The sequence below is a fragment of the Streptomyces sp. NPDC058000 genome, assembly GCF_042886435.1.
In the GTDB taxonomy this organism is placed as follows: domain Bacteria; phylum Actinomycetota; class Actinomycetes; order Streptomycetales; family Streptomycetaceae; genus Streptomyces.
Genome location: NZ_JBHVQS010000036.1, coordinates 1 through 17374, shown reverse-complemented (window position 1 = coordinate 17374; position 17374 = coordinate 1). Strand labels below are relative to the sequence as shown.

General features: G+C 70.8%; 15 protein-coding genes. 2 read left to right on the top strand and 13 right to left on the bottom strand.

From position 1 onward, the window contains the following. Positions 1–40: 40 nt before the first annotated feature. The 6 genes from ACFVT2_RS28300 to ACFVT2_RS28275 form a co-directional block, all read right to left on the bottom strand. Positions 41–532, bottom strand: coding sequence for a DUF3180 domain-containing protein (locus ACFVT2_RS28300; RefSeq protein WP_390022378.1), 492 nt, complete (start codon positions 530–532; stop codon positions 41–43). A gap of 211 nt (positions 533–743) precedes the next feature. Next, positions 744–1388 (bottom strand): 2-amino-4-hydroxy-6-hydroxymethyldihydropteridine diphosphokinase, encoded by a 645-nt coding sequence (gene folK, locus ACFVT2_RS28295; RefSeq protein WP_390022376.1) that lies wholly within the window; start codon positions 1386–1388, stop codon positions 744–746. After that, positions 1385–1744 (bottom strand): dihydroneopterin aldolase, encoded by a 360-nt coding sequence (folB, locus tag ACFVT2_RS28290; RefSeq protein WP_016574864.1) that lies wholly within the window; start codon positions 1742–1744, stop codon positions 1385–1387. Before folB ends, folK begins: the two co-directional genes overlap by 4 nt. Positions 1745–2133: 389 nt before the next feature. Beyond that, entirely contained in the window at positions 2134–2616 is a 483-nt protein-coding gene (locus ACFVT2_RS28285) for a nuclear transport factor 2 family protein (RefSeq protein WP_390022374.1), read from the bottom strand. A 5-nt stretch (positions 2617–2621) separates the two neighbouring features. Further along, entirely contained in the window at positions 2622–3551 is a 930-nt protein-coding gene (gene folP, locus ACFVT2_RS28280) for a dihydropteroate synthase (protein ID WP_390022373.1), read from the bottom strand. A 110-nt stretch (positions 3552–3661) separates the two neighbouring features. Further along, positions 3662–5503 carry a phosphatidylglycerol lysyltransferase domain-containing protein gene (locus tag ACFVT2_RS28275; protein ID WP_390022371.1) on the bottom strand — a complete coding sequence of 614 codons (1842 nt, stop codon included), beginning with the start codon at positions 5501–5503 and terminating at the stop codon, positions 3662–3664. Between the two features lie 141 nt (positions 5504–5644). Here ACFVT2_RS28275 and ACFVT2_RS28270 point away from each other — a divergent pair, with 141 nt between their 5' ends. Then, positions 5645–6760, top strand: a complete 1116-nt coding sequence (locus tag ACFVT2_RS28270) for an alpha/beta hydrolase (RefSeq protein WP_390022370.1) — start codon at positions 5645–5647, stop codon at positions 6758–6760. Between the two features lie 119 nt (positions 6761–6879). On the opposite strand, the gene folE is transcribed toward ACFVT2_RS28270, so the two are convergent. The 6 genes from folE to dacB form a co-directional block, all read right to left on the bottom strand. Beyond that, positions 6880–7485, bottom strand: coding sequence for a GTP cyclohydrolase I FolE (gene folE / locus ACFVT2_RS28265; protein WP_390022369.1), 606 nt, complete (start codon positions 7483–7485; stop codon positions 6880–6882). Positions 7486–7591: 106 nt separating this feature from the next. Further along, positions 7592–9598 (bottom strand): ATP-dependent zinc metalloprotease FtsH, encoded by a 2007-nt coding sequence (gene ftsH, locus ACFVT2_RS28260; RefSeq protein WP_390022368.1) that lies wholly within the window; start codon positions 9596–9598, stop codon positions 7592–7594. Between the two features lie 284 nt (positions 9599–9882). Further along, the gene (gene hpt, locus ACFVT2_RS28255) at positions 9883–10422 is read right to left on the bottom strand and encodes a hypoxanthine phosphoribosyltransferase (protein ID WP_039641113.1); all 540 of its coding nucleotides are present in this window, start codon (positions 10420–10422) and stop codon (positions 9883–9885) included. 109 nt (positions 10423–10531) lie between these two features. Further along, positions 10532–11539: a tRNA lysidine(34) synthetase TilS gene (gene tilS / locus ACFVT2_RS28250; protein WP_390022367.1), complete on the bottom strand. Its 1008-nt coding sequence runs from the start codon at positions 11537–11539 to the stop codon at positions 10532–10534. Between the two features lie 194 nt (positions 11540–11733). Then, entirely contained in the window at positions 11734–12879 is a 1146-nt protein-coding gene (locus tag ACFVT2_RS28245; protein WP_390022365.1) for a zinc-dependent metalloprotease, read from the bottom strand. Between the two features lie 155 nt (positions 12880–13034). Beyond that, positions 13035–14648, bottom strand: a complete 1614-nt coding sequence (gene dacB / locus ACFVT2_RS28240) for a D-alanyl-D-alanine carboxypeptidase/D-alanyl-D-alanine-endopeptidase (RefSeq protein ID WP_390022363.1) — start codon at positions 14646–14648, stop codon at positions 13035–13037. Positions 14649–14734: 86 nt separating this feature from the next. Here dacB and ACFVT2_RS28235 point away from each other — a divergent pair, with 86 nt between their 5' ends. Then, on the top strand, positions 14735–15226 hold the full coding sequence (locus tag ACFVT2_RS28235; RefSeq protein ID WP_364852626.1) for an inorganic diphosphatase: 492 nt from the start codon (positions 14735–14737) through the stop codon (positions 15224–15226). Positions 15227–15395: 169 nt separating this feature from the next. On the opposite strand, the gene ACFVT2_RS28230 is transcribed toward ACFVT2_RS28235, so the two are convergent. Further along, positions 15396–17123, bottom strand: coding sequence for a threonine/serine exporter ThrE family protein (locus tag ACFVT2_RS28230; RefSeq protein WP_390022362.1), 1728 nt, complete (start codon positions 17121–17123; stop codon positions 15396–15398). Between the last annotated feature and the right edge of the window lie 251 nt (positions 17124–17374).

The following is a 17374-nucleotide window of genomic DNA, read 5'->3' as shown; positions in this document are numbered from 1 at the left end:
CGCGGCCCGGCCGGACCGACACGACCCGGCCGGGGCCACGTCACGCCCGCGCCGCCCCGGGGTCGTCGTCGTCCCCGTCCTCGCCCTCGGGCAGCTTGCAGACCCGCTCCAGGAAGATCGCCGCGGCGACCACCCCCGCACCGGCGAGCACCGAGAACCCGGCGTACACCGCCTGGGTGCGGCGTGCGTCGTCCACGCCCGATGTCAGTAGGAAGACCCCGACGCCGCCGTAGAGCCCGGCGACCAGTGCCGCCACCAGGGCGCTGGCCTGGCCGAAGACCACCGCGCGGGCGGCCACCAGCGGATCGACGCCCTTCGCATCGGGCTGCCGATCGCGCTGCGCCCGCAATCGGGCGCGCAGGGAGAGGGCGGTGGCGGCCAGCACCACGGCGATCAGCGCCAGCACGATCGGCGCCGCCACCGGCACGCCGGGGAGCGTGCCGAACGAGTCCCACAGCCGGGCGCCCGCCCAGGCCAGGATCCCGGCCACCACGAACAGCCCGACCAGGACCTTGATCCGTAGCTGCTTCACCGAGCGATCGCCCCTCGCACCGTCCCCCGCCATCCCTACCGCGATGACCGAGTCCGCCTCATGGCCGCACCTGTCGATGCGGCCGCCGTATCCGTCCGGCCGTCCGCGCACGCGTGAGCGCGCCACCGCGACGTCCACACGCCAGTACATCAGCGCATCAGGCGTCCCGGGCGCATCGCCACCGTACGCAACCGGCCCGCAACCCTAACGACTACTCCGGCAGCCGCAGTTCCAGGTCCGCCCGGTGGTTCACACCCTCGACGCCGATCGCGGCCAGCAGGGCGGCCACCGCACCACGGCCCGGAACCTCCGCCTCCGGGTCGACGTCGTGCCACGGCACCAGGACGAACGCCCGCTCGTGGGCGCGCGGGTGCGGCAGCGTCAGCCGCGGGTCGTCGGAGACCACGTCCTGGTAGGCGAGGATGTCGACGTCGATCGTGCGCGGACCCCAGCGCTCGTCCCGCACCCGCTCGAAGGCTTCCTCGATGGCGTGCCCGCGCTCCAGGAGGGACTCCGGCGGCAGCGTCGTCTTGATCAGCACCGCGGCGTTGAAGTACGCGGGCTGCGAGGCGGGGTCGACGCCCCACGGCGCGGTCTCGTACACCGGGGAGACCGCCTTGACCCGGACGCCCGGGGTGTCCTCCAGCGCGTCGATGGCGCCCTGGAGCGTCTCCAGGCGGTTGCCGAGGTTGCTGCCCAGCGAGATCACCGCGCGCTTGGGGTTGGAGAGTGTGACGTCCGCCGCGTCCACCTGCTCCACCACCGAGGCGGGCACCGGCTGGACGGTCGGGTCGTTGACGGATGCGGCGTGGGAGGTGCGGGAGGTGGCGGGGGCCGGCTGCTGGGTAATTTTCATACTCGGCTCCGAGTGATGGTGATGGTCACGTCGTCGAAGGGGACAGTGATCGGTGCGTCCGGCTTATGGACCACCACTTCCACCTCCTGCACCCCCTCGTGCTTCAGGCACTGGTCGGCGATGCGCTCCGCCAAGGTCTCGATGAGGTCGACGGGCTCGCCTTCGACGACGGCCACCACCTCCTCGGCGACGATGCCGTAGTGGACGGTCTTCGCGAGATCGTCGGAGGCTGCCGCCGGGCGCGTGTCCAGGCCGAGGACCAGGTCGACGATGAAGGTCTGGCCTTCCTCGCGTTCCCGGGGGAACACCCCGTGGTGCCCTCGGGCCTTGAGCCCACGCAGCGCGACACGATCCACGCGAATCACTCCCACTGGTCCCGCGGCGCCACTGGCGCCACTGTTCGTCGGATTCGGGCAGGCGCCAAAGTCGGCCGGCGACACTGCCCCATTCGAATCTACCTGCGAGCACCGACAGCGCTCGCCCATGGGGGCTATGGACAAGACCCCGCTCTACTGCTAGGCCGTGTCGCGCGGCCAGCCTTGCAAAGCACGGGAGATCGTCCGCGCGGCCTCTTACCCGCGCACACCCGCCCCACCCCTACCCATGCCGCACTTGGCTCGAACGGGTGCGCCCCACCCGGGCCGCTGACACCGGGCGCACCAGCTCACGCCCCCACCGACACAGCGCTTGTGAAGCCACTCACATGTCCGCGGACTGGGATGTGGAGGGGGCTGCGGAGGGGGATTCACAGCCGCCCGGCCGGCCCGTTCTCCTCGTCCTCGTCCTCGTCGTCATCCCCGTCGTCGTCCTCACGGTCCGCGAGCACCGGCGAACCATGGTGCGACCAGACCCGCCAGCCGTCCTCGGTCCGCTTGAAGACGTTGGTCGCCACGACCAGTTGGCCGATCAACGGCCCCACGGAACCGTCGTCCTCGGCGGGGCCGCCGCTGAGGATGTTCTCCGTGCAGGTGACCAGCGCGGTGTCACCGATGACGTCGATCTCCACATCGGTCAGGAAGAACTGGATGTACTCGGTGTTCGCCATGATCAGCGCGTACGAACGGAGCACCTCCCCGCGCCCGCGCAGCACCGGCCACCCCGGGTGGACCACACTCACCTGCCCGTCCAGCCACAGCTCGGACAGCGCCTCGTGATCGCCCCGCTCGATGGTCTCGTACAGCGCGGTGTTCGCCTGCTCGACCTGCTCGATGTCCGTCCGTGGGCCCAAGCCGCTCACTTCGTCCCCGTCGTCGTCGCCGTACCGCTCGCCCGCACCGCGCCGGACGCCCCGGCGCCCCCGACCGGCCGCACCGCGCCCTCGACGGCGCGGGCCACCCGCACCGCGTCCGCGCTCGCCCTGACCTCATGCACCCGCACCGCCCAGGCCCCCTCTCGCGCCACGATCGCCGACACCGCCGCCGTAGCGGCATCCCGCTCCCGGGCCGGCGGTGGAGCGGCACCCTCGCCGCCTGCCAGCACCCTGCCCAGGAACCGTTTCCTCGATGCGGCCACCAGCAGCGGTCGGCCAAGCGCCCGCAGCCGACCCATCTGGGCGACCAGCGCCAGGTCGTGCCCGGCCTCCTTGGCGAAGCCCAGTCCGGGGTCGACGATGATCCGCTCCGGGTCCACCCCGCCGGCGACCGCGCGCTCCAGGCTCGTCGCCAACTCGTCGACCACCTCGCCGACGACGTCGGCGTAGACCGCCCGGTTGTTCATGTCGATCGACTGGCCGCGCCAGTGCATCACCACGAACGGGACGTGGTGGGCGGCGACCACCGGCACCATCGCCGGGTCGGCCAGGCCCCCGCTCACGTCGTTGACCAGACACGCCCCCGCCTCCACGGCCTGCTCGGCCACCGCGGCGCGCATGGTGTCGACGGACACCACCACCCCCGCCGCGGCCAACTCCCGGACCACCGGGACGACCCGGCGCAGCTCCTCGGACACGTCCACCCGAGGCGCACCGGGGCGGGTCGACTCACCGCCGACGTCCACGATGTCGGCGCCCTGGGCCACCAGGTCCAGACCGTGTTTGACGGCGAGCTCGGTGTCGAACCAGTCGCCGCCGTCGGAGAACGAATCGGGCGTCACATTCACGACGCCCATCACCGCGCAGCGGTCCCAGTCCGGCAGTCCGGCCACCCGGCCGCGCAAGGTACTCATGGCACCAGCGTAGGCCGTGTGCCGACCGGCCGGATTGCCGCCGCCGGCTGCGTGGATCGCCCGTTGTCGGGCCCTCTGAAGGACGCCTGGCCGGCCCGGCCGCCGGGACGTTACGCCACCTTCTCCAGCGCCCCGGCCGCGAGCACCGACTCCTCCAGGTGCCCGCACGGCTGCGACGCGGCGGCCTTCCGACGGCGCAGCACCCGCGGCAGCTCCAGGTACCCCTCGGCCTGCAACGTCGCCAGGCCGATCCGCGGGATGTCCCGGCTGTTGCGGAACACCACGAACCGCGGCTCCCAGCGTGGCTGGAACTTGTCGTTGAACTTGTACAGCGACTCGATCTGGTACCAACGGGACAGGAAGATCAACATGCCCCGCCAGACCCGCAGCACCGGCCCCGCGCCCAGCTTCTCGCCGCGCTCCAGCGACGAGCGGAACACCGCGAAGTTCAGCGACACCTGCTTGATCCGCAGCTCCGGCGCCGCCTGCAGCGCCGCCACGATCAGCAGCTCGTTCATCCCCGGGTCGGCGCTGCGGTCCCGCCGCATCAGCTCCAACGAGATCCCGTCGCGCCCCCACGGGACGAAGTGCTGCATCGCCTCGAGGTCCCCGAACGGGCCCGGCTCCTCGCCCTCGGCCGGCGCCTGGTGCGCGGTGGCGATCACCGCGTCGCCGTCGGCCTCGGCGTCGATCCGGCCCAGCGCCATGGAGAAGCCGCGCTCGGTGTCGGTGTCCCGCCAGGCGTCCGCCGCCCTCTGGATACGGGCCAGCTCCTCCGGATCCAGGTCGCGGACCCGCCGGACCCGGGTCTCGTAGCCGTTCCGCTCGATGCGCTTGACCATCTGCCGCACATTGCGCATCGACCGGCCGGTCAGGGTGAAGTCGGCCACGTCCACGATCGCCTCGTCGCCCAGCTCCAGCGCGTCCATCCCGGTCTCCCGGGTCCACACCTGGCCGCCGGTCTCACTGCACCCGGTGACCGCCGGGGTCCAGGAGTGCGCCCGCGCCTCCTCCATGAAGCGCTCGATGGCGCCCGGCCACGCCTCGACGTCCCCGATCGGGTCGCCGCTGGCCAGCATCACGCCGGAGATCACCCGGTAGCAGACCGCGGCCTTGCCGGACGGCGAGAACACCGCGCCCTTGTCCCGGCGCAGCGCGAAGTAGCCGAGCGAGTCCCGGCTGCCGTGCTTGTCCAGCAGCTCCCGCAGCCGCTGCTCGTCCTCGTCCGTCAACCGGGCCGCGGGATGCTCCGGGCGGAAGGCCAGATACGCGGTGGTGGCCACGGTCAGCAGGCCCAGCGCACCGAGTGAGTAGCCCACGGTGTAGTCCACGCCGTTGGTGTAGGCGACCGGCCCCTCGAAGCCGAAGAGCCCCCACAGCACGTGCTCGGCACGCTCCCCGAACGACGGCGAGCCGACGATCTTGTGCGGGTGGGAGCTGACGATCACCATGCCGAGGGCGAAGCTGACCCCACCCAGGACGACGAGGTTGGCCACCGCCTTCCAGCGGCTGCGCGGATCGGGCAGCGCCGCGAACTCCCGCCGGTGCCGGATCAGGAACCCCAGCAGCACCAGCGACAGCACCGCCCCGAAGACCGAGTGCCGGTACACCAGCTGGGCCGCGATCCCCACCGGCAGCAGCGCCACCGCCGCCACCCAGGCCCGCCGCTTGCGCCGCTTGAGCCCGTGGGCCAGGAGCAGCAGCAGGATCCCGACGACGAGCGAGGCGGAGGCCGCCAGCGGGCTCACCGCCCCCGGCAGCACCTCGGCCACCGCGTGCACCCGACTGTGCCGGAAGCGCGGGAACATCCCGGACACCAGATTCAACAGACCGACCACGGCTCCGGCCGTGCCCACCAGCCCCGGTACCGATGCGGGCCGCGGGCCGCGGAGCCAGCGTGGCGCAGACCACGCAACCTTCTCCGACTTTTCGCCATCTAGCCTGTCAGACATCACTTTCCCGTCGCCCCGGTCGAGAGAACGTGCGAGCCTTAGTCGCAGCATCTGGACTTATGCGCCCTGTATGACGGCGTCTCAGGGCTCGGGGTTCCACTTGCGGTCCGGATGGCCCGGCCGCCCGGAAGAAAGCACCACATGGGTCTCACCAGCAAGAAAGTGCTGCTTCTTACCGTCCTCGTCGCGGTGGCACTGTTCGTTCTCACCATCTGGCTCTGGCCGCGGCTCTCCAAGGGCAACTGGCGCGCAGTGCTCGGCCGCATCGGTCTGCTCTTCGCCACGCAGCTCTCACTCTTCGCAGCCATCGGCCTCTTCGCCAACAACAGCTTCGGGTTCTACGCCTCCTGGGCCGACCTCTTCGGCCAGGAGCAGGAACCGGGCGTGGTCACCAACTACAAGTCCACCCCGAACGGCACCAACCTCAAGATGCTGGGCACCGAGCGCCTGAGCATCCAGGGCGCCTCGGTCCCGGCGACCGCCGGCCGGCTGGACAAGGTCCTGATCCGCGGCGGGAAGTCCAAGATCGCCAGCCCGGCGTACGTCTACCTGCCGCCGCAGTACTTCCAGCAGAAGTACGCGCACAAGAAGTTCCCGGCGGCGGTGGTCCTGACCGGCTACCCCGGCACCGCCGAGGCGCTCTACAAGAAGCTGCACTACCCGCAGACCCAGTACGACCTGCTCCAGCAGAACCGCATCCAGCCGACCGTCCTGGTGATGATGCGCCCGACCGTGGCCCCGCCCCGCGACACGGAGTGCGTGGACATACCCAACGGCCCCCAGACCGAGACGTTCTTCGCCCACGACCTGCGCCACGACATCAGCGGCGAGTACCGCGTCGGCAAGGACGCCAAGAGCTGGGGCATCATGGGCGACTCCACCGGTGGCTACTGCGCCCTGAAGCTGACCATGCGCAACCCCAAGGCGTACTCCACCGCGGTGTCCCTCTCCGGTGACTACAAGGCGCCGATCGACGCCACCACCGGCGCCCTCTTCGGCGGCAGCAAGCAGCTGGAGCGGGAGAACGACCTCCACTGGCGGCAGAAGCACGTGCCCGCTCCCCCGGTGAACCTGCTGGTCACCAGCAGCAAGCACGGCGAGAGCAACTACAAGCCCACCCTGAAGTTCATCGAGGGCACCAAGTCGCCCTCCACCGTCGCGTCGATCATCCTCGACAGCGGCGGCCACAACTTCAACACCTGGCGCCGGGAGATCCCGTCCGCCCTGGCGTGGATGGGCGGCCACCTCAGCGCCTGACCAGGCCCTCACAGCCCGGGAGCGGCCCGGGGCCCACGGCGGATTGCCGTGGGCCCCGGGCCGCTCTCCGTTTCCGACCGCGGCGCCCCGCAGGACGCCCCGAAGCCGGTCCTAAGACTTCAGCGGGCCAGTATCAGGCTCATCGCCTCGGCCCGCGTCGCGGGATCGCGCAGCTGCCCGCGCACCGCGGACGTCGTCGTCTTCGCCCCCGGCTTCCGCACCCCGCGCATGGTCATGCACATGTGCTCGCACTCGATGACCACGATCACCCCGCGCGGCTCCAGGATCTTCATCAGCGAGTCGGCGACCTGCGTGGTCAGCCGCTCCTGGACCTGCGGGCGCCGGGCGAACACATCGACCAGCCGGGCCAGCTTGGACAGCCCGGTGATCTTCCCGTTGGTGGACGGGATGTAGCCGACGTGGGCCACCCCGACGAACGGGACCAGGTGGTGCTCGCAGTTCGAGACCACCTCGATGTCCTTGACCAGCACCATCTCGTCGTGGCCGATGTCGAAGGTGGTGGTCAGCACGTCCTCGGGCTTCTGCCACAAACCGGCGAAGAGCTCCTTGTACGCCCGGGCAACCCGCGCCGGCGTCTCCAGCAGCCCCTCACGGTCGGGGTCCTCGCCCACCGCGATGAGCAACTCTCGCACGGCGTTCTCGGCACGCTTCTCGTCAAACGTGCCGATCGCGCCCTCGACGTCCAGCGTCACAGGGTCCGTCATTGGTGCCTCGTTCCTTCTGGGCCCGCTTGAACGCGGAATGCCGCGCCCCCCAGGCTAAAACCACGGGGGGCGCGGCATGTATTCCGGGGCCTTACGACCCGCCGACTCAGCTCTCCGGACGCGGTTCCTCGGACGCCTCCGCCTTGTCCATGGAGACCGCCGGCGCCACGGAGCCATTGGCCGGGGCCAGCTCCTTGGGCGTCAGCACCGGCGGACGGGTCGAGGGCGTACGGCGCGAGGAGCCGGTCCACGCCGGGCGGGCCGGGCGCTTCACGATGTGCTTGAAGACCTCGGCGATCTGCTCCTTGTTGAGGGTCTCCTTCTCCAGGAGCTCCAACACGAGGTTGTCGAGCACGTCGCGGTTCTCGACCAGGATCTCCCACGCCTCGTTGTGCGCGGTCTCGATGAGCTTCTTGACTTCCTCGTCGACCAGCGCGGCGACCTCTTCGGAGTAGTCGCGCTGGTGAGCCATCTCACGGCCCAGGAACGGCTCGGAGTTGTCCGAGCCGAACTTGATCGCGCCGAGCCGCTCGGTCATGCCGTACTGCGTGACCATCGCGCGGGCCGTCGCGGTCGCCTTCTCGATGTCGTTCGCGGCGCCCGTGGTCGGGTCGTGGAAGACCAGCTCCTCCGCCGCGCGCCCGCCCAGCATGTATGCCAGCTGGTCGAGCATCTCGTTGCGGGTGGTGGAGTACTTGTCCTCGTCGGGCAGGACCATGGTGTAGCCCAGGGCCCGACCGCGGGACAGGATCGTGATCTTGTGGACCGGGTCGGAGTTCGGCGAAGCCGCCGCGACCAGGGCGTGTCCGCCCTCGTGGTACGCGGTGATCTTCTTCTCCTTCTCGGACATGATCCGGGTCCGCTTCTGCGGTCCGGCCACGACGCGGTCGATCGCCTCGTCCAGGAAGTGGTTGTTGATCAGCTTCTCGTCGCTCCGGGCCGTCAGCAGGGCGGCCTCGTTCAGGACGTTGGACAGATCGGCACCGGTGAAGCCGGGGGTGCGCTTGGCGACGGCCGAGAGGTCGACGTCCGGCGCGACCGGCTTGCCCTTCTGGTGAACCTTGAGGATCTCCAGCCGGCCCTGAAGGTCCGGACGGTCGACGGCGATCTGCCGGTCGAAACGGCCCGGGCGCAGCAGCGCCGGGTCGAGGATGTCCGGACGGTTCGTGGCGGCGATCAGGATCACGCCGCCCTTCACGTCGAAGCCGTCCATCTCGACGAGGAGCTGGTTGAGGGTCTGCTCACGCTCGTCGTGACCACCACCGAGACCCGCACCGCGGTGCCGGCCGACGGCGTCGATCTCGTCGACGAAGACGATCGCCGGGGCGTTCGCCTTGGCCTGCTCGAAGAGGTCACGGACCCGGGAGGCACCGACACCGACGAACATCTCGACGAAGTCGGAGCCGGAGATCGAGTAGAACGGGACGCCCGCCTCGCCGGCGACGGCCCGCGCGAGCAGCGTCTTACCCGTACCGGGCGGGCCGTAGAGCAGCACACCCTTGGGGATCTTGGCGCCGACGGCCTGGAACTTCGCCGGCTCCTGGAGGAACTCCTTGATCTCGTGGAGCTCCTCGACGGCCTCATCGGCACCCGCGACGTCCGAGAACGTCGTCTTGGGGGTGTCCTTGGTGATCAGCTTCGCCTTCGACTTGCCGAAGTTCATCACCCGGGAGCCGCCGCCCTGCATCTGATTCATCAGGAACAGGAAGACGACCACGATGAGCACGAACGGGAGCAGCGAGAGCAGCACACCGACGAACGGGTTCTGCTTCGACGGGGCAACGGTGTACCCGTCCTTGATCTCGCCGGTCTGGTACTTGGCCTGCAGGTTCTTCGCCAGGTCAACGCCCTGGTCGCCGATGTAGCTGGCCTGAATCTTGTTGGAGCCGGAGATCTTGTTGTCGCCCGACAACTCGATCTTGATCTTGTTCTCGTCGCCGGTGGTCAGCTCGGCGGATTTCACCTTGTTGTCAGCGATCGCCTTGACGACCTGACCGGTGTCCACCGTCTTATAGCCGCCGGACGAGCCGACGACCTGCATCAACACGACCACGGCGAGGACGGCCAGCACGATCCACATGACCGGCCCACGGAAGTATCGCTTCACGTCCATCCATACGGAGCCGCGTAAGGCCCCGTCCCTCCTGCCACAGTGAGGCACAACGCCCTTGGGAGGGCTGGTCGTGCGTACGGTGTGTATTACTGGCCCGAAAACAGATTGCCTTCGGACGGTACCCCAGCATTGTCACCCGGCGCCTGCGCCGGTGGGGAGCAATGAAGCCCGGGATTCCCCTCTCCCTGCTCCAACGGCGGGAAACCCCGAAGGGTTCCCGCCGGGCGAAACGGGCCGTCCGAGCCCTCGTCCGGCACGGTGACCGGCGAGCGCGGAGTGCGCCCTCAGCCGCCGTACACGTGGGGCGAGAGGGTACCGACGAACGGCAGATTGCGGTACTTCTCCGCAAAGTCCAGGCCATAGCCGACGACGAATTCGTTGGGAATGTCGAAGCCGATCCACTTCACGTCGATCGCCACCTTGGCCGCGTCGGGCTTCCGAAGCAGCGTGCACACCTCCAGCGAGGCGGGCTCGCGCGAACCGAGGTTGGACAGCAGCCACGACAGCGTCAGGCCCGAGTCGATGATGTCCTCGACGATCAGGACGTGCTTGCCCTTGATGTCGGTGTCCAGGTCCTTGAGGATGCGGACCACACCGGAGGACTGGGTGCCCGCGCCGTAGGAGGACACGGCCATCCAGTCCATCGTGACGGGGTTGGACAGGGCACGCGCCAGGTCCGCCATCACCATCACCGCGCCCTTGAGGACACCGACGATGAGCAGGTCCTTGCCCGCGTACTCCGCGTCGATCTTCGCAGCCAGCTCGGCCAGCTTGGCGTCGATCTCTTCCTTGGTGATGAGCACCGACTGAAGGTCGGCGCCCATGTCCTTGTCGTCCACCCGTGCCACTCTCGTTCGGTTCGGTGTGCAGATCGGAGCTCACGAAACCGGAACCGGTCGCGAGGTCACGAAACAGGGCTCGATCTCCTGCGGCTCAGCCCTGCCGAATGACCAGTCTGCCACCCTGCCGTCGCACACCCACGCGCCCGGGCAGGTTGATGGCCCCCTGCCCCCGCCAGGCCGTGATCAGTCGGTCCACTTCCTCGATGTGCCGGGCGAAGAGCGAACCGGCCGGCGAACCGGCCGCGATGACCGTCCGGCGCAGCACCCGACGGCGCACCGCGGGCGGCAGCGCGAAGAGCCCGGCGACGTCGAGGGCGCCGGCTTCGTCGAGCACCGACGCCTCGGCTTCGGCGGCCCAGGCGTCCAGCGCGTCGGCGTCGTCGCGGGAGAGCTGGGCGGTCCGCGCCAGGGCCTCGACGACGCCCTTGCCCAGGCACTTCTCCAGGGCGGGCAGCCCCTCGTGCCGCAGTCGTGAACGGGTGTATGCGGGGTCGGTGTTGTGGGGATCGTCCCAGACGGGCAGGGCCTGGATGAGGCACGCCGTACGGGCGGTCTGCCGGTCCACGTCCAGGAAGGGGCGGCGGTAGCGGCCGTTCGTCCCGGCGGTCGCGGCCATCCCGGAGAGCGAGCGGATCCCGGAGCCACGGGCCAGCCCCAGGAGGACGGTCTCCGCCTGGTCGTCGCGGGTGTGGCCGAGGAGGACCGCACTGGCGCCGTGGCGGTCGGCGGTGGCGTCCAGAGCGGCGTAACGGGCGTCCCGGGCGGCGGCTTCGGGGCCGCCGGCCCGGCCCACCTCGACGCTGACCACGTCGACGGGGTCGAGCTTGAGTGCCCGCAGGCGCAGCGCGACCTCGGCGGCACGGAGGTCGGAGCCTTCCTGGAGGCCGTGGTCGATGGTCACGCCCCCGGCACGGACGCCCAGTTTGGGGGCTTCGAAAGCGAGGGCGGAGGCGAGCGCCATCGAATCGGCGCCGCCGGAGCACGCGACGAGCACGAGGGGGGCACCGTGCCGGTCCTGCGCGCAGTGGTGGTTGAGCACGTCGTGGAGTACGCGGCGGACCGCCAGGCGTATCGCGGCGACCGCTGGATGGGGACCCATGTCCGTTTCCAATCGTTCAGCTGGGGGGCGAGCTCGGGCCGTGGACGGCACTTCGTCACACAGAGTGCCTAGATGGTGACAGAGACGAGCAGTTCCCCGAGCATTGCACGCCTATCCATCGGTCACGGTCCCTCAGACGGGTGATTGAAGGGGCGCTCTTCTGCCGCACGGCGTGCCCAGCTCACGTCCTGCGCTTACGGTGCCCCGTCAACCTTGCGGTGCACCCGCGCGACCCAGTCCGCCGGTTTGGCGATCTCCTGTTTGGTGGGGAGGGTGTTCGGCGACGTCCAGATGCGATTGAAGCCGTCCATGCCGACCTCCTCGACGACGGAGCTCACGAACCGCTCGCCGTCACGGTACTGCCGGAGTTTCGCGTCCAGCCCCAGCAGCTTCCGCAGCGCCACGTCCAGCCGGCCCGCGCCGCTGGCCCGCCGCTTCTGGAACTTCTCCCGGATCTCCGCCACCGAGGGCACCACCTCGGGCCCCACCCCGTCCATGACGAAGTCGGCGTGTCCCTCCAGGAGCGACATCACCGCGGTCAACCGCCCGAGGATCTCCCGCTGCGCGGGCGTCTGCACCAGGTCCACCAGCGACCGGCTCTCGTCGCTCTCCTCGCCCTCCGGCTTGGCGCCGGCCAGCGACTGGGCGGCCTCCCGCAGTCGCTCCAGCAGCGTCCCCGGGTCGACGTCGGTCTCCGCGAGGAAGGACTGGATCTCCCCCTCGATGTGGTCCCGCAGCCAGGGCACGGCGCTGAACTGGGTCCGGTGGGTCTCCTCGTGCAGGCACACCCACAGCCGGAAGTCGTGCGGCGCCACGTCGAGCTCCCGCTCCACGTGGACGATGTTCGGCGCCACCAGCAGCAGCCGGCCGCCCTGCGTCCCGGCCGGCAGGTTCCGCGAGGCCGGGGCGAACGTCTCGTACTGGCCCAACACCCGCGAGGCCAGGAACGACAGCAGCATCCCCAGCTCCACGCCGGTCACCTTGCCGCCGACCGCGCCGAGCACCGCACCGCCGGGCGTCGAGGACCGCCGGTCCTCCATCTTGGCGAGCAGCGGCTTCAGCACCGCCCGGAACCCGGCGACGTTGGCGCGGATCCAGCCGGGGCGGTCCACCACCAGGACCGGTGTGTCGTGCGGCGCCGCCTCGCCCTCCGCACCGGGCTGCGCCATCCGGGTGAACCCCCGGACGTGCGCCTCGGACTCCTTGGCGTGTTTGCGCAGCTCGGCGACGATCGCCCGCGCCTCGTCCCGGCTCACCTCCGGTCCGGGCCGTACGAACCGGGTCGCGGTCGCCACCGCGAGATTCCAGTCGACCATCTCCACACCACCGATGCTCGTCATGGGTTCACCGTACGGGGACGCCCCGCTATGGGGTAGCCGACTGGGGTGGTCGGTCCACGTTGTCGGCTGTCCCGCCATGGCGCCTACGGCAGGCGATGCCCGCCGCGCGGGGCTTTCGGGATGCGGTGACGGACCGGAAGGGCCGAGGGGCCGGTCTAGCGGCAGCCGCAGTTGGCCACCGTGGAGGCCATGCGGTCCAGGGCCTTCTGGGCGGCCTGGGGGTCGGTGGTGCCGGTGGTCATGAAGGCGAAGGCCAGCAGGCGGCCGTCGGCGTCGACGACGGTGCCGGCGAGGCTGTTGACGCCGGTGAGGGTGCCGGTCTTGGCGCGTACCGTGCCGGCGCCGGCGGTGTCGCCCACGTAACGGCCGCTGAGGGTGCCGGTGAAGGCGGCCACCGGGAGGCCGGTGACGATCGGGCGGAGATCGGGCTTGTTGGGGGCGGCGGCGGCCAACAGGAGGTGGGAGAGCAGGTTCGCGGAGACCTTGTCGTCCCGGTCCAGGCCGCTGCCGTCCTCGAAGACGGCGCCGGTCAGCGGGAGGTGCTGGGCGGCCAGCGCGTCCCGTACGGCCTGGGCGGCGCCGTCGAAGCTGGCGGGCTGATGGGCGGCGAGCGCGGTCTGGCGGGCCAGCGCCTCGGCGATGTCGTTGTCGCTGTAGGTCAGCATCCACTCGACGAGGGCGGAGAGCGGCAGGGAGCGGACGACGGCGATCCGCTCGGGGGCCTTCGGGGCGCGGGCCTCGTCGGGATCGCCCGTGACCGTGATGCCGCGCTCCTTGAGGAGGCCCGCGAAGGCGCCGGCGGCGTCGCGGGCGGGGTCGGTGGAGCGCGGTGCGGTGCCGTGGTCGCTGTCGTCGAGGCGGGCCTCGTCGGTCATCAGGGCGGTGACCGGGGCGATGTTCTCGTTGGGGCCGATGGGGTGCTCGACGGGCCCCGCGTAGGCGGAGGCGTCGTAGCCGAGGCCGACGGTGGTGAGCTTGCGCTGTTTCAGGGCGCGGGCGGTGGCGTCGGCGAGGTCCCGCAGACTGGCCGGCCGCTCGCCGGGGCCGGCGCCGGACGCCCGGGCGGTGAGCGTCGGGTCGCCGCCGCCGACCAGGACGATCCGGTCCTTGCCGGCCAGCACGACACCGGTGTCGATGCGGTGGTCGGCACCGAGCAGGGAGAGCGCGGCCACCGCGGTGGCCAGTTTGACCGTGGAGGCCGGGGTGGCCGCCTCGTCCGGCTTCTCGCCGAAGACCTGCCGACCGTTCGCGACGTCCACGACGGACGCGGTCCGCAGCGGGCCCAGCGCCGGGTCGGCCAGCAGCGGCGCGAGGGCGTCGGCCAGCCCCGCGTCGGTGGGCACCGGCGCCGCGCCCCGGCCCGCCGCACCGCGCGCCGGGGTGCCGAGCGCGGTCAGCACGGCCGGCGCGCTGGGCGCCGGGCCGGGCGCCCGGCCGTCATCGTGATGCTCGCCACCTGTTGCCGGAGCGGGGGCCGCCGCCGCCCGCTCGGCCGTACGCTGACCCGAGTCCCACGGCCCGGCCGCCGCCACCGCGACGACCGCGACCGACAGACCGGTGGCGGCGGACAGCGCGGTCAGTTGCCAGGTCTGCCTCGTATGCCGCGGTGCGCTCTGCCACGCCTGCTGTGCGGCGTTCGACGTCGTGTGCGCAGCGCGCTGTGCGGCTCGTGCCGCGGTCCGTGCGGAACGCCCGGCCCGGCGTGCCGCCACCCGCGCGAAACGCTGCGCCGACTGCCATCTGACCTGCCACGTTCGGGTCTCGGGCACTTCGGACCAGCCCCTTTCGCCACCACACACCTGCGTGGGGGACACTTAATCACCAGACGTATGTGTTGATCATGGAGGAGCCACCCGTGGAGTTCGACGTCACCATCGAGATCCCGAAGGGTTCGCGGAACAAGTACGAGGTGGACCACGAGACCGGTCGGATCCGCCTGGACCGTCGACTCTTCACCTCGACCAGCTACCCGGCCGACTACGGATTTGTCGAGAACACCCTCGGCGAGGACGGCGACCCGCTGGACGCCCTGGTCATCCTGGACGAGCCGACCTTCCCGGGCTGCCTCATCAAGTGCCGCGCCATCGGCATGTTCCGGATGACGGACGAGGCCGGCGGCGACGACAAGCTGCTGTGCGTGCCCGCCTCCGACCCGCGTGTGGAGCACCTCCGCGACATCCACCACGTCTCGGAGTTCGACCGCCTGGAGATCCAGCACTTCTTCGAGGTCTACAAGGACCTGGAGCCCGGCAAGTCCGTCGAGGGTGCCAACTGGGTCGGCCGCACCGAGGCCGAGGCCGAGATCGAGGCGTCCTACAAGCGCCTTGAGGCGCAGGGCGGGCACTGACCCGACCGGAGCCGATCCGGCCGGCGGACGGGGTTCTCCGGGGCCCCGACCGCCCGCAGACGCGCTCTGATTTTCATACGCGAACGGGCGGCACCCATCTGGGGGCCGCCCGTCGTGCGTGTCGCGGGTCCGCCGACCCAGGACGTGTCCCTGTCCGGTGGATCAGGTCCTAGAAGCCGCGGGTCCGCTTGGCCGCTCGGCGTCCCGCGCCCGCCTCGGTGAGCCCGGGCGCCCTGAGGAACAGCCGGGCGACCTCGCCTCCGAGGTTGACCCCGACGGCGATCGCCAGCGCCAGCGAGGCGGCCTTGATCAGCGACGAGAAGCCTTCCAGCAGATTCCCCTGGGCGAAGTTGAGCAGCCCGAAGTAGGTCGCACTACCGGGGAGCAGCGGGCCGATCGCCGCGGTCACATAGGGCAACGCCGAGGCGTAGCGGTACCTGGAGAGCAGCTGGCCGAAGAGGCCGACGAGCCCCGCGGCGATGGCGGTGGAGGGCACCGCGTTGAATCCGGCGGTGGAGGTCAGCGCCCCGTACACCACCCACGCGACCCCGCCGTTTATGGTCGCGAACGCCACCGTGTGCCGCTCCTGTTGGAGCAGGACGCAGAACGCCAGCGCCAGCAGCATCGACGCCGCGGTCTGCACCAACGGCTCGTTGTACAGCTGCAGCGCCTGCTCCGGGTTGAGCCGCTTGAGGCCGGGATCGACCTGCAACCCGAGGTAGAGCACGGACAGCACGCCGACCACGATGCCGACGATCAGGTAGCCGACCTCCAACAGGCGCGCGGAGGCGGTGATGTAGTAGCCGGTCAGCCCGTCCTGCACGGCGGCGACCAGCGCCCGCCCCGGGATCAGGGCGAACAGCCCACCGGTGATCACCGCGGAGGACTGCACGTTGGAATGCGCCAGGGCGAAGACGAGTCCTATCCCGGCCGGCGGCATCGCCGCGACCACGAACTGGTAGAACTCCGGCAGTCCGCGCGCGGACGCGAGCCAGGCGATCCGGTCACCGAGTATCGAGCCGATCGCCGCCGCGATGAACACCAGCGTCCCGCCGCCGACCAGCATGCTCGCCGCGCCGGACAGCAGCCCGGAGGCCAGCGTCAGTCCCCAGCTCGGGTACGGGTGCCGGTTACGACGGATCTCGGCCAGGCCGCGGTACGCCTCTTCGAGGCTGATCCCCTCCGAGGTGATCTCGTCGACCAGCCCGAAGACCGCCGACAGCCGGTTGTAGTCGACACCGCGCCGCCGCACCGTCCGGCTCGCGGTGACCGGGTCGTCGACCAGGGACGGCTGGTACGAGATCGACAACAGGGTGAAGGTGACGGTCGGCTCGACCCGCTCCAGCCCGTAGGCGTGCGCCACGCCGAACATCGCCGCCTCGACGTCCTCGGCGCCCTCACCACCGGCCAGCAGGATCTCGCCGATACGCAGCGTCAGGTCCAGGACGCGCGGCACGGCGGGCCCGGTGCCCTCCTCCTCGGCGCGCTCCGCGCGCTCGGGCACCGGCCGCTCGTGGATCGGCATCCGCAGCATGGTGCGCATCCGGTCCTGCCACGGCGCTTCCTTGGTCAGGCTGAGTACCGGTATGCCGTGTGGCGGCGTGAACGTGGAGAGCGGGGTCTGACCGGTGGTGCCCCCCGGCCGGGCGAACGCCGACCCCTCCGGCTCGGCCGGCACCTCCGCCCGCAGCCCGTCCGGCAACGCGAACTCGGAGGTGGGGTGCTCCTCCTCGGGCGGCGGGGGCAACGGAACGCCCAGCGGCGGGGTGAAGGCACTACGCGCCTCGTCCGACTGCGGCTTGCGCTCCTCCGGAAGACCGGCCTGCTCCGAGGTACCGCTGCCATTACTTCTACCGCTGCCGCCGTCACTGCTGCCGCGTGGTGGATCCGACGCCACGTCTCTCCGCTCCTCTTACCTACGCCTCCTGCCGACCGGTCATGCACACGATGCCGTATAGGGGAGCGCGGCGCTTCCCCGGGGGGCCCACGTCCTGGGCCGGTCCGCTGCGCTTGGCTGGGTTTCGTACGTTGCCGCTGTGCGGCGTCGTTTCGCCTGCGGCGGGCGGGTCCGCTGCGCGGGGCTGTTGGGTGCGGTGCCGGGGCTGTGGGGTTGGGGTGTGCCGGACTGCTTCGCTTTACGTCCGGCAC